We start from the raw sequence: 12,392 nt of genomic DNA on the forward strand, positions 1-12,392 counted from the left end.
ATGTTATCACTATTGGTAAGATATATAGATGTGCGTGGAGGGAAGCGCTGGGTATTATGGATTGTAAAGATTATCGTATTTTTTATGAGTTTTATTTGTTTGGGAAGTGGTATGTTTTTAGGTTTTAAACATCCAGTATATGCAATGCTATTTATCATTGTATTGATTGGAATTAGTTTGATATTGATAAAACAAAAAATGAACTATCAACGTTTCTTTTTTAAGGAAGTTGAAAAAGAAAAGGAAGAGGGTATGCGCTGGACAAGGGAAATCATGCACTTTAGTGGTCAAATAACGAAGCCAAGTAATAACTCGAGACCATGGTTGTTTCCACGTTCGAAGCATATACTAGGGAAAAAATCTGATTCGCGTATTATTGAATCATTTTTTAAGGAGTATTTTCGATCAGGTGCTTCTTTAAGTTTTTATATTAAAATTATCTTTATGAGTGCAGCATCGATAAAAGTAACACCATGGTGGATTGCGCTTATTATTATTGTATTTGTCTGTGTTGCAATTGCACGTTATTCAKGGGATCAATGGAATGAATTTGTTAAAAAAATGTTTCTCCAATTATATTGTGATCAGGGGAAGTTATTATTGTTAAAAGGAAGAGCGGGAATGTGCTTGTTTGTTCCGGCTGTTTTGATTTACGGCATAGTTATACTTGGCCAGTTTTATTTATTACCAGCTATTATCGTAGGAATCCTACTATTAATATTAATAGTAGGATTGTATTCATACCATAGAAAAAAGAGCCAAATGGCTCTTTTTTAGTCTGTAATTGACTGGTAAATAAAATATAAGAGAACAAAAATGCTCACGACGGAGTACATGACATCTAGAGTCATTAAAAATCCTCCTCACTATTGTTGTACTTATATTATATGAAATCTGACTATTACATATTCAAATGAAAAAAATATGAAAGTTAATAAATTTGTAAAGTGCAAAAATTAGCATCATTTTGTATAATGGAAGAAACAACCGTTATACAAATATAAGTAGTGAAAGGGGAGGGAATAAAAAATGCCAAATTGGTTTAGAAAGACGTTAGTCGCATTAATTACTGTATTTACATTTGGTTTAGTGACGCCTCCTTCTATTTTGCTTGATAATGCAAAAGCGGACAAGCCTACAACAAGGCAACAAAATTTGGAGCAGACGTCCTATACATATGAAGAAAATCGAGAGAGGTTAACCGCAGAGACCTTTGTGACCTATGCAATGCAAGAGGCTGAGAAACAATCTATGCAAAAGTTTGGTTCTAAAATTGGACCTGTCATTGAAGATGAATTTAAAGATATTATTTTACCTAAAATAGAAGAAGCAATTGCAGAGCTTACAACAGATGTACCGGAAGAGTCTTTACAATCATTAGCAATTTCACAGAAACCAGCAGGCGGCAATAACGAAAAGATTTTTCATGTATATGACACGAAAACAGGAAATGATTTACTACGTTTCCATGTAAGGCGGGATCATCCGCCACAAGATGGATATTATTTTAATTTCCACTACCATCGCTTTGATGATGGATATACAGCGCATCATGAGTTAGGAGATATTTATTGGAATACGAATATGCCGCCGAAATGGCTGTCGTGATAAAAAGAACGAGGAGATGTCCTTGTTCTTTTTTGTTTTTTATAAATGTGAAAATTAAAGGTGAAACGGATCTTAACAGCGAATAGAATATGTTTAGATTTGTTCAAAAAAGAGGCTAAGGGAGTATTCATTATGTTGAAATATGTTGTATTTGATTTTGACGGTACATTAGTAGATTCACAAGATATATTTGTTCCTATTTATAATCAACTTGCTGAGAAGCATGGGTATAAAACGGTAAGTGAAGAAGAAATTGAACCTTTAAGAAAATTATCTATTCCTGAAAGGTGTAAACAGCTGCATGTACCACTTTATAAATTGCCTATATTAGCGCTAGAGTTTTATAAACTATACCAGCCAGCTATTAAAGATCTAGTCTTATTTAATGGTATGAAGGAAGTGCTAGATGAATTACATAGAAAGGGTTATGGAATAGCAGTAATATCCTCTAATTCAGAAGAGCATATTAGAGCATTTCTACATAACAATCAAATAAAAAATATTCAAGAAGTTTTTTGTTCAAAAAATTTGTTTGGGAAAGATAAAATTATCAAGAAATTTTTAAAAGAAAAAAAGTTAACAGAAGCTGATATGTTGTATGTTGGTGATGAGCAACGAGATATTGTTGCATGTAAAAAAGTTGGCGTAAATGTCATATGGGTTGGATGGGGATATGATGTGATGGAAACGGTCAAAGAAGATTCTCCAAATTATATGGTAGATACACCAAATGAAATTTTACATATAGTTGAGTCTGTTCAGTGAATGACCCCTCCTTAACACTCTTACGAGTCGTTTGAAGAAGGGGCTTCCTGTTTCATAGAGTGTTGCTGCTTGAGAATTCAAGCAGTCTTACATACTCTCCACAGGCGTCGTTTATACTGTTTGGACACAACCTTGCCCTACAGTTTCAGTCTTCAGTCGTTCTCACAAGTAATTGTTCTAACCCTTTTCTGTTGGAGTACTGTTAAAATGACAGAAAGGAAGAGAAGGGGATGCAGCAGTTTGAACCTGGTATTCATCATATTGAATTTTGGGTAGCAAATTTAGAGGAATCCATATGTTCTCTACCATTGGCTGGAAACAGTTGAATGAGAGTGCATTTAGTACAGGGAAGATTGAAATATATTTCAAGGAAGTAGATGAAAAGATTGTAAGAACGTTAGGGCCGAGGCATATTTGTTATCAGGCTGTTAGTAGAACTGTAGTTGATGAGGTCACTAATTTCTTACAAAATGTACAAGTGGAGATTATTCGTGGGCCGATTGAGATGAATCATTACTCAGATGGATATTATACTGTGGATTTTTATGATCCGAATGGGTTTGTTGTAGAAGTGGCTTATACGCCTAATGTGGAAATGTGAGGAGAGATCTTATTGGGATAAATAATAGAGGAAAGTATAGCTTCCCTCTATTATAAGTTTAGATTGTTGTATTTTTATTTAATCTTCGTAAAAGTAAGAGGCTGTGTACTTAACATAACTGGTACATGTAATTGGATTGTTTGGAATTCCCCTTTTATATCCATCTCATAAGCAAGCAACACATTCATTTCTATTTGGAATAAGTCTAATGTTGCATAAAACATATCATAATGATGGTGATGTAACCGAACTTTTAGTTCTGTGAACTGTAAATATAACTCTTCATTTTGTTTATACACTTCTAGTGTTCCGTAAGCAGGGTGTTCGAATGTTCCAATATAGTCTTCTAATGCATGAGAAGGTACGGTCTCTTTTACTTGTTCTGGAAGTGATTGGTTTACTTCTTTCATCATTTCTTTCAATTGAGCGGTGTCTTCTATAGCACGCTTATGCCAATCAATTGTTTCCAATCCGAGGAGTTCGTCATAGATTTGATTTGCAAGATAACTAGGAAGTAAGGTGCTTCCGGCGTTCGTTAATATGACAAGGCCTATATTTTCTTTCGGAATAAATGAGACAAGTGCAGAAAATCCATCGATACCTCCGCTATGATGAATTACTTTATAGCCACGGTAAGAACTAATAAACCAACCAAGACCATAACTATTTACTGGTGATTCAGGGGGCGATAAAAGTGGCTGATCAGGAATTGTATTGTGCGGCGCATACATTTGTTGTAATAATTCAGAAGATAGTAATTCGTGATCTCCTGTTTTTCCTTGATTAAGATGGAAAAGCACCCAATTTGCCATATCTGCAATTGTTGAATTGATGCATCCAGCAGCTCCTACTGTATCAATATTACGGAATGGTATCTCTTTTATTTCTCCATCTTTCTCAACGTAAGGCAATGCGCAGTCATTCGTATTTTGTGAGTCTGTGACAGAGAAGTTTGTTTGCTCCATTTGAAGTGGTGCTAAAATATGTTCTTTGGCGTATTGCTCCCATGTCTGATTTGTAATGTTTTCTACAATATAGCTAATTGTTGCATACATTAAGTTGTTATATAAGAAAGCTGTGCGAAATGGTGCATCAAGTGATAAATGCTTTATTTTTTCAACGATGTCTTTTCGAGTTAAGGAAGAGTTGTACCAAAGAGCATCATGACGACTAACGCCAGAGCGGTGGGAAGCTAAATCACGTGCTGTAATTTGGGAGCTTGCAAGCATATCTGATAAAGCGAAGGTAGGGATATAAGATTGAACAGGAGTATCCCAATCAAACTTTTTTTGTTGTGCTAATAGGCTTAAAGATAGGGTGCCAAATGCCTTGGTCGCAGATCCAATTGCAAAGCGTGTTTGAGGCGTAACCGGTTTTTTCTGTTTTGAATCACGATAGCCAAATCCTTCTGAAACAATGACTTCTCCATCTTTTATAACTGCAACAGCAGCCCCTGGCACGTTTAAATCTTTCATCATTTTCTCAATCGTTGTTTGTAATGTGCTAACAACAGGGATTTCGATTTTACTCATGCTTCTAACCTCCAAATATTATTTTATACTTCCGCACTATATTTTCTTTGATTAGAAGTTAAATACCTCTCAAAAGGTGAAAAATTAAGAATTTTGTAAGATTCATTAAAATTGATACTCCGTATTAGATTTCTGTTAATACTTATAATATAGAAATGTTTTTTAATAACAGCTTTTATTAATTTTGTTATGCATCAAGGTTTTTTGTATGATAAACTCCATATAGGAAATAGATGCGAAAGAGGGTTTTTCTTACATATGAAACATGCTGAATATGAATACTTAAATCTGTGTCGCCATGTGATGGAGCATGGTACAAAAAAAGAAGATCGTACAGGAACAGGGACTGTATCTGTATTTGGATATCAAATGCGTTTTGATCTTAGCAAGGGATTCCCTTTGTTAACGACAAAGCGTGTGCCATTCCGCTTAGTAGCTAGTGAACTTCTTTGGTTCATGAAAGGCGATACAAATATTCGTTATTTACTACAAAATAACAATAATATTTGGAATGAATGGGCGTTTAAAAGCTGGGTAGAAAGCGATGCGTATGAAGGGCCAGATATGACGGACTTTGGACTTCGCTCTCAGCAGGATGAAGAGTTTAAGAAACAATATGATGAGCAAATGGATTTGTTTAAAAAGAATGTACTGGAAGATGATGATTTTGCAAATCAGTATGGCTATTTAGGAGATGTATATGGAAAACAATGGCGTGCTTGGAAAACGACAGCAGGTGAGACGATTGATCAGTTAAAAGATGTAATCGAAATGATTAAGAAAACACCAGATTCTCGTCGCTTACTTGTTTCTGCTTGGAATCCTGAAGATGTGCCAAGTATGGCACTTCCGCCTTGTCATACGCTATTTCAATTTTACGTAGCAGACGGAAAGCTTTCGTGTCAGTTATATCAACGAAGCGGTGATATTTTCCTTGGCATTCCATTTAATATTGCAAGCTACTCATTGTTAACACATTTAATTGCGCATGAATGTGGTTTAGAAGCAGGAGAGTTCGTTCATACGATTGGAGACGCACATATTTACACAAATCATTTTGAACAAGTGGAAAAGCAGTTAGCGCGTGAACCACGCCCGTTTCCAACGCTAAAATTAAATCCAGATGTAAAGTCTGTTTTTGATTTTGAAATGGATGATTTAACATTAGAAGGTTATGATCCACATCCTACAATTAAAGCGCCTGTCGCAGTGTAAACGCAAAAGGAGATGAAAATATGATTATTTCATTTATGGTCGCAATGGATGAAAATAAAGTCATCGGTAAGGATAATAAATTACCGTGGCATTTACCAAGTGAATTGCAATATGTTAAGAAGACAACAATGGGTCACCCACTTATTATGGGGAGAAAAAACTATGAAGCGATTGGAAGACCACTTCCAGGAAGACGAAATATTATCGTAACGCGCAATATGAATTATCATGTAGAAGGCTGTGAAATTGCGCAGTCAGTAGAAGAAGTATTTGAGTTATGTAAAAATGAAGAAGAAATTTTTATTTTTGGTGGAGCGCAAATTTACGAATTGTTCTTACCATATGTGAACAAGCTTTATATAACAAAGATTCACCATTCATTTGAAGGAGATACATTCTTCCCAGAAATGAATATGAAAGAGTGGAAAGAAGTTTTTGTGGAAAAAGGTGTTACGGATGAAAAGAATCCGTACACATATTATTATCACATATATGAAAAACAAAAATAATCATAAAAAGATTGATGTGTATGTTCACATCAATCTTTTTATTTAGATAATAAGATAAAACTTTATGAATGAACTTTTTTGATGATATAATGGTAGAGGTTGTAAGTTTTAGTAGCTTAGGAAAAATCCATAAAAGACAGATTTATATTTATTATTTCTTTGCTTAACTAAAGGAGGAGAATCGGTTGAAAAAACTATGGGGATTGCTTTTTCTTTGCTTCACACTCATGCTAGTAGGATGTGGTAAAGAAGAAAAGCCAGCACAAGCATTTGATACATATGCAAAAGCGTGGAATAAGCAAAAATTTGCAGATATGTATGATCAATTATCAGAAGATGCAAAAAAATCTATTTCAAAAAAAGATTTTACAGAGAAGTACGAAAAGATTTATGCGGGTATTGAAGTTAAAAATCTAAAGATAGAAACAGGAAAAGTAAAAGAGGATAAAGAAGATAAAGGGCCAGTTCCTTTTAATGTGAGTATGGATACAGTTGGTGGGAAGATTTCCTTTTCGCACGAAGCAAAGCTTGTGAAAGAGAAAGATGGAGATAAAGAATCTTGGAAAATAGACTGGACTCCAGATTTTATTTTTCCAGGCATGACAAAAGACAGTAAAGTACGTATGCAAACGTTTCAAGCGAAGCGTGGGGAGATATATGATCGTAATGGAAAAGGACTTGCAACGAATGGAAGAGCAAATGAAATTGGCATCATTCCAGGTAAACTAGGAGAGGCTGCACCACAGACAAAGGAAACAATTGGAAAGTTACTGAATATGTCTGTAGAAGAGATAGATCAAAAGCTTGCGGCAAAATGGATTAAACCGGATTCATTTGTACCAATTGGGATTTTACAAGAAGGTGCAACGCAAAATGATTATATTTCTTTAGACGGTGTAACGACTCGACAAGTTAATGTTCGTACATATCCATTGGGAGAGGCTGCTGCTCATTTAACAGGATATATGGGGAAAGTGAATGCAGAAGATTTAAAGGATTTACAGAAAAAAGGATATCAGGCAGATGACCCAGTTGGAAAAGCTGGTTTGGAACAAGTATTTGAAGAGAAGCTACGTGGTAAAAAAGGTGGCCGTGTCTTCATGGAGGATGCACAAGGAAAAGAGAAAAAAGAATTAGCTAAAATTGAAGCAAAAGATGGAGAAAATGTTACGTTAACAATTGATAGTACAGTTCAGGAAAAAATCTTTAACGAAATGAAGGGAGAAGCTGGTTCAAGTGCAGCGATAAATCCGCAGACTGGTGAAACAATTGCACTTGTGAGTAGCCCTGCGTACAACCCGAATGTAATAGTAAGAGGTGCATCAAAAGCACAACGTGAAGCATGGAATAATGATCCGAAAAAGCCAATGACAAATCGCTTTACACAAGCATCGGCACCAGGTTCTGTATTTAAAGCAATTACAGGTGCAATTGGTCTTGAAACGAAAACAATTGATCCAAAAGAGGAATTGAAAATTGAAGGATTACAATGGACAAAAGATTCTTCATGGGGGAATTATTATGTAACACGTGTAAAAGATGCAAGTCCAATTGATTTTGATAAAGCCATGAAGTTTTCTGATAACATTTACTTTGCACAACAAGCAATAAAAATTGGGAAAGATAAATTTATGAGTGAAGCAAAGAAATTTGGATTCGATGAAAAGTTACCAATCGAATATCCATTCCCGGTTTCAAAAATTGCAAAAGATGGTATTAAAAATGATATTCAAATGGCTGATACAGGGTATGGACAAGGCCAAGTATTAATGACGCCTCTTCATTTGGCATTAACGTATGCACCGATTGTAAATGAAGGGAATATACCGTCYCCACATCTTATTAAAGATGATAAACAAGTTAAACCTTGGAAAGAAAATGTAATTTCTAAAGGGAACCAAGATATATTAAAAAATGCGTTAACAAAAGTAATTAATGATGAAGATGGTACAGGGAAAATTGCTAAGGTTGACGGTATGACTCTCGCTGGAAAAACGGGAACAGCTGAGTTAAAAGAGTCGAAGGAAGCAGAGGGAAAAGAACTTGGATGGTTCGCTGCTTTTGATGTAAATTCACCGAATATGATTGTTACGATGATGATTGAAGATGTAAAAGGCCGGGGTGGAAGTAACGTACCTGGTGAAAAAGTGAAGCATGTTTTTCAAAAGTAATACTTAAGAAAAAGCTATCTCCTTAAAAAAGGAGATAGCTTTTTTCGTGAAGATTGAATAATAAAATGTGAATATTCAATGAAATGGAGATAGGAGAATTATCTACTTACGAAAAAAAAGTAGCTATTTTTTATTGACAGAAAAAGAATGTTTTTGTATTATACTTACATAAGGTAAGTTATTTACTTTTTATTAAAAATCTCAAATTAAAGATAATTATTAAGGGAGAGAATAAAAATGACAAAAGTACTATTTATTACAGCAAATCCAAATTCAGCGGAAGCATCTTTCGGTATGGCAGTAGGGGAATCATTCATCGAAGCATATAAAAATGAACATCCACAAGATGAAGTGGTAACAATTGATCTATTTAACACAACTGTACCAGCAATTGATGCAGAAGTATTTGCAGCTTGGGGTAAATTCGCAGCAGGTGAAGGCTTTGAAACGTTAAGCGAGAGCCAACAACAAAAAATTGCAGCAATGAATACAAACTTAGAAACATTTATGAATGCAGATCGTTATGTGTTTGTAACGCCAATGTGGAACTTCAGTTATCCACCAGTAGTAAAAGCATACTTAGATAACTTATCTATCGCAGGTAAAACTTTTAAATATACTGAAAACGGACCAGTTGGTTTACTAGAAGGGAAAAAAGCACTTCACATTCAAGCTACAGGTGGCGTTTACTCTGAAGGACCATACGCAGCAATGGACTTTGGCCGCAAGCATTTAAATGCAGTATTAGGATTTATGGGTATATCTGATGTAGACTACCTTGCGGTTGAAGGTATGAATGCAAACCCTGAAAAAGCACCAGAAATTAAAGAAGCGGCAATTGCAAATGCTCGTGAATTAGCAAAACGTTTCTAATATAGAAAACTCAAAAATGTCCAAACGCTTGTCGTTTGGACATTTTTTCTTCTTTTTCCTTCGTTTGTCTAGTATAATGAAGGACGGAATGAGAATAAGTGGGGGTTCTATATGATTCAAACGTTTTTTAAAATCTTTTATTTAATTGTAATTGTAATTGGTATTACACCGAGATTATGGCGTATAAAACGAAAAGCACAGACAATGTCGCCACAAGAAAAAGATCGTCTCGTGTATAAAACGACAAACTGGTTTGGTAAGAAAATGGTTCGTGTAGCTGGGTCGACTGTACAAGTAAATGGAATTGAAAATGTGCCGAAAGATAAACCGGTCCTTGTTGTAAGTAATCATCAAAGTGATATGGATATTCCAGTCTTACTTGGGTACTTGAATAAACCAATTGGATTTGTTTCAAAAGCAGAAATTAAAAAATTTCCGATTGTACCAACTTGGATGGAATTGATGAATTGTGTGTTTATGGATCGTAGTAATCGTCGGCAGTCGCTCCAAGCTATTAAAGATGGAATTGAACTTTTAAAGAATGGACATTCTATCGTAATTTTCCCAGAAGGAACGCGCAGTAAGGGCCGCGAAATGGGGGAGTTTAAAGCAGGAAGTTTTCATCTTGCTGTAAAAGCCGGAGTAGCTATTTTACCAGTAACTGTAGACGGAACATATAAGATGTTTGAGGCGAATGGAAATCGCATGAAGCCTGCTCATGCAACAGTAACCATTTCTAAACCAATTACACCTGAGCAATATGCAAGTATGGATATAAAAGAATTAACACAGTATACGAACGATATTATTGCAGCTCAATTACATAAGTAATAAAAAAGTCTCAGCTTGAAAAAGCTGAGACTTTTTTTATGCAACAGGCAATACATAAAACAAGACGCAGAAGAACATCATTGCACTACCACCTAATACAAAAAGGTGCCAAATTGCATGGTTGAAGGGCAGCTTTTCCCAAAGGAAAAATATAGCCCCTACTGAATATAGAATCCCACCGATTAACAATAGTGAAAATCCATGCCCGGTTAAATTTTCATAAAGTGGTTTAATAGCGACGATAATGAGCCAGCCCATAATGATATAGCACAGTGTTGACATTTTAATAAAACGGCGTACAAAGAAAATTTTGAAAATAATTCCACCGATGGCCAGCGTCCAAATAATTGCAAGTAATGTCCAGCCGAGTGGCCCTCTTAGAGTAATTAGTAAGAATGGTGTATACGTGCCGGCAATTAAGAGATAGATGGCCGAGTGATCTAAAATCGTAAATAATTTTTCTACTTTCGGGTGGTGGATGCTATGTAATAGCGTAGAAAACAAATATAGTAGAAACATGCTCACGCCGTAAACTGTAAATCCAACAATAGCAGATACAGTACCATGCTTTGATGCATGCATAATTAGTATTATTAATGCAGGAATGCTTAAAATGGCACCGATGCCATGGGTAATCGCATTGGCAATTTCCTCTTTTACGAATTGCGTCATTCGTGTTATTTTTTGAGTCATAATTTGATTCCTTTCATGTTTGATGAAGTAAGGTGTAATTTCCTTTACCATATCATATACATAAGAAATAGAAAATGAAAATTGTTTAAGTGATTATATTTTCAAATTTTTTTGACAAAAGCTAATGGATGCATTGACGTTTACAAACTTTTTTGACAAAATAAAATTAAGTGAGATTAAGGAGGAAGTCATATGCCAAATATTGGGGTTCCGGGTTTAATATTAATTTTAGTACTCGCTTTAATTATTTTCGGTCCAAAAAAGTTACCTGAAATTGGACGAGCTTTTGGGGAAACATTAAAAGAGTTTAAAAAGTCTGCAAAGGGTTTGCATGATGATACGGAAGAAAAGAAATAAATTTCACTAGGTTATTTTGTTTCTATGCTATATAGCGAGTGGGGAATGTGGTGATAAGAGTGGACAATCAAGAGATGAGTGTCATAGAGCATCTTGGAGAGTTAAGAAAGCGACTCATTATAACAGCGCTGACGTTTCTGATTTTTATTGTCATTGGCTTTTCGTTTACGAAAGAAATATATAATTTTATCGTAAAAGATTTAAATATGAAATTAACTGTTTTAGGTCCAAGTGATATTTTATGGATTTATTTTGTGATTGCAGCTGTCTTTTCAATTGTATGTACAATACCAGTTGCAGCTTTACAAATTTGGTTATTTGTAAAACCAGCCCTACATGAACATGAGCGTAAAATGACAATTCTGTATATACCGGCATTATTTCTATTATTTATTGGAGGGCTTTGCTTCGGCTATTTTCTGATTTTACCATTTATTTTGCAATTTTTAATGAGTCTTGGTGATGATATGTTTCAGACAATGTTTACGACGGATAAGTACTTTTCGTTTGTGATGAATATGACAGTACCATTTGCTGTGATATTTGAACTTCCTGTCGTTACGATGTTTTTAACTAGCATAGGTGTTCTTAATCCAATAGCACTACAAAAGGTGAGAAGATATGCGTATTTTATTTTAATTGTAATTGCTGTTTGTATTACACCACCAGACTTTATTTCTGATTTTTCAGTAGCGATACCACTTCTTGTAATTTATGAATTAAGTATTACAGCATCAAAGTTTGTGTATAAGAGGAAAATAAAAAGAGAAATGAATACAGAATCAAAAAGTGCCTCATTATAAAGGCACTTTTTTTATTTATTTGTTATACTATACTTATAACTGTATACAATATAAAGAAGAAAAAAATTATAGAATCTCCGAAATTTAGACAAACTTTTCACTATTGTAAGTTTATACTGAAGTTATAAATCCAATAAAAAAGAGGATTGATATCGTGATTATGAAAAGTTTTTATTTCACTCATTCAACAGGGAATTGTATCAAAATATTTGAAATCCCTGTCCTACAGACACAACACCCATTAGCATTTCTAATTCAGTCACGTCTTCAACTATTTATTGCTAAAATTCAAAAACAAAAACAACCGAGATTCTCATACTCTTTTCGCGAATATTTACAAAGTTGCTTAAAGTGGAATGATTATTCAAATGTATATCAAACAAACTCGCTTGAAAAAAATGCATAGTCTAAAATAGAGGCAGAGCAAATAAGCT

12 protein-coding genes and 2 pseudogenes are annotated in these 12,392 nt (G+C 34.6%); 12 read left to right on the plus strand and 2 right to left on the minus strand.

Annotated features, from left to right (window positions below):
- From AC1DIT_RS18540 to AC1DIT_RS18555, 4 genes and pseudogenes are all read left to right on the plus strand, one after another.
- Window positions 1-749: pseudogene (locus AC1DIT_RS18540) on the plus strand (ABC transporter permease); the annotation flags it as partial.
- Between the two features lie 280 nt (window positions 750-1,029).
- A complete protein-coding gene (locus AC1DIT_RS18545; protein WP_003207109.1) occupies window positions 1,030-1,608 on the plus strand; it encodes a YpjP family protein in 579 nt (192 codons plus the stop codon).
- 132 nt (window positions 1,609-1,740) lie between these two features.
- Window positions 1,741-2,373 (plus strand): HAD family hydrolase, encoded by a 633-nt coding sequence (locus AC1DIT_RS18550; protein ID WP_016131382.1) that lies wholly within the window; start codon window positions 1,741-1,743, stop codon window positions 2,371-2,373.
- A 230-nt stretch (window positions 2,374-2,603) separates the two neighbouring features.
- A pseudogene (locus AC1DIT_RS18555) lies at window positions 2,604-2,974 on the plus strand (VOC family protein).
- A gap of 74 nt (window positions 2,975-3,048) precedes the next feature.
- Here the strand turns inward: AC1DIT_RS18555 and AC1DIT_RS18560 are convergent.
- Window positions 3,049-4,506, minus strand: coding sequence for a serine hydrolase (locus AC1DIT_RS18560; protein ID WP_016131385.1), 1,458 nt, complete (start codon window positions 4,504-4,506; stop codon window positions 3,049-3,051).
- Window positions 4,507-4,764: 258 nt separating this feature from the next.
- Here AC1DIT_RS18560 and AC1DIT_RS18565 point away from each other — a divergent pair, with 258 nt between their 5' ends.
- From AC1DIT_RS18565 to AC1DIT_RS18585, 5 genes are all read left to right on the plus strand, one after another.
- Entirely contained in the window at window positions 4,765-5,721 is a 957-nt protein-coding gene (locus AC1DIT_RS18565) for a thymidylate synthase (protein WP_016131386.1), read from the plus strand.
- A 20-nt stretch (window positions 5,722-5,741) separates the two neighbouring features.
- The gene (locus AC1DIT_RS18570; protein ID WP_003197378.1) at window positions 5,742-6,230 is read left to right on the plus strand and encodes a dihydrofolate reductase; all 489 of its coding nucleotides are present in this window, start codon (window positions 5,742-5,744) and stop codon (window positions 6,228-6,230) included.
- 185 nt (window positions 6,231-6,415) lie between these two features.
- A complete protein-coding gene (locus AC1DIT_RS18575; protein WP_016114700.1) occupies window positions 6,416-8,401 on the plus strand; it encodes a penicillin-binding transpeptidase domain-containing protein in 1,986 nt (661 codons plus the stop codon).
- Window positions 8,402-8,638: 237 nt separating this feature from the next.
- Window positions 8,639-9,274 (plus strand): FMN-dependent NADH-azoreductase, encoded by a 636-nt coding sequence (locus AC1DIT_RS18580; RefSeq protein WP_016114701.1) that lies wholly within the window; start codon window positions 8,639-8,641, stop codon window positions 9,272-9,274.
- Window positions 9,275-9,385: 111 nt separating this feature from the next.
- Window positions 9,386-10,105 (plus strand): lysophospholipid acyltransferase family protein, encoded by a 720-nt coding sequence (locus AC1DIT_RS18585; RefSeq protein WP_016131388.1) that lies wholly within the window; start codon window positions 9,386-9,388, stop codon window positions 10,103-10,105.
- Between the two features lie 36 nt (window positions 10,106-10,141).
- Here the strand turns inward: AC1DIT_RS18585 and trhA are convergent, their stop codons facing one another.
- The gene (trhA, locus tag AC1DIT_RS18590) at window positions 10,142-10,798 is read right to left on the minus strand and encodes a PAQR family membrane homeostasis protein TrhA (protein WP_016114703.1); all 657 of its coding nucleotides are present in this window, start codon (window positions 10,796-10,798) and stop codon (window positions 10,142-10,144) included.
- Between the two features lie 192 nt (window positions 10,799-10,990).
- On the opposite strand from trhA, the gene tatA reads away from it, so the two are divergent.
- From tatA to AC1DIT_RS18605, 3 genes are all read left to right on the plus strand, one after another.
- Window positions 10,991-11,155, plus strand: coding sequence for a twin-arginine translocase TatA/TatE family subunit (gene tatA, locus AC1DIT_RS18595; RefSeq protein WP_001132888.1), 165 nt, complete (start codon window positions 10,991-10,993; stop codon window positions 11,153-11,155).
- A gap of 74 nt (window positions 11,156-11,229) precedes the next feature.
- The gene (tatC, locus tag AC1DIT_RS18600; RefSeq protein ID WP_016114704.1) at window positions 11,230-11,958 is read left to right on the plus strand and encodes a twin-arginine translocase subunit TatC; all 729 of its coding nucleotides are present in this window, start codon (window positions 11,230-11,232) and stop codon (window positions 11,956-11,958) included.
- A gap of 154 nt (window positions 11,959-12,112) precedes the next feature.
- Window positions 12,113-12,364, plus strand: coding sequence for a DUF2535 family protein (locus AC1DIT_RS18605; RefSeq protein WP_016131389.1), 252 nt, complete (start codon window positions 12,113-12,115; stop codon window positions 12,362-12,364).
- The last annotated feature ends 28 nt before the right edge of the window (window positions 12,365-12,392 follow it).

It is taken from the genome of Bacillus sp. 05T22 (assembly GCF_056396765.1).

Coding starts and splice junctions, on each gene's coding strand:
- AC1DIT_RS18545 (WP_003207109.1), top strand. CDS start 1,030: ATGCCAAATTGGTTTAGAAAGACGTTAGTCGCATTAATTACTGTATTT.
- AC1DIT_RS18550 (WP_016131382.1), top strand. CDS start 1,741: ATGTTGAAATATGTTGTATTTGATTTTGACGGTACATTAGTAGATTCA.
- AC1DIT_RS18560 (WP_016131385.1), bottom strand. CDS start 4,506: ATGAGTAAAATCGAAATCCCTGTTGTTAGCACATTACAAACAACGATT.
- AC1DIT_RS18565 (WP_016131386.1), top strand. CDS start 4,765: ATGAAACATGCTGAATATGAATACTTAAATCTGTGTCGCCATGTGATG.
- AC1DIT_RS18570 (WP_003197378.1), top strand. CDS start 5,742: ATGATTATTTCATTTATGGTCGCAATGGATGAAAATAAAGTCATCGGT.
- AC1DIT_RS18580 (WP_016114701.1), top strand. CDS start 8,639: ATGACAAAAGTACTATTTATTACAGCAAATCCAAATTCAGCGGAAGCA.
- AC1DIT_RS18585 (WP_016131388.1), top strand. CDS start 9,386: ATGATTCAAACGTTTTTTAAAATCTTTTATTTAATTGTAATTGTAATT.
- trhA (WP_016114703.1), bottom strand. CDS start 10,798: ATGACTCAAAAAATAACACGAATGACGCAATTCGTAAAAGAGGAAATT.
- tatA (WP_001132888.1), top strand. CDS start 10,991: ATGCCAAATATTGGGGTTCCGGGTTTAATATTAATTTTAGTACTCGCT.
- tatC (WP_016114704.1), top strand. CDS start 11,230: ATGAGTGTCATAGAGCATCTTGGAGAGTTAAGAAAGCGACTCATTATA.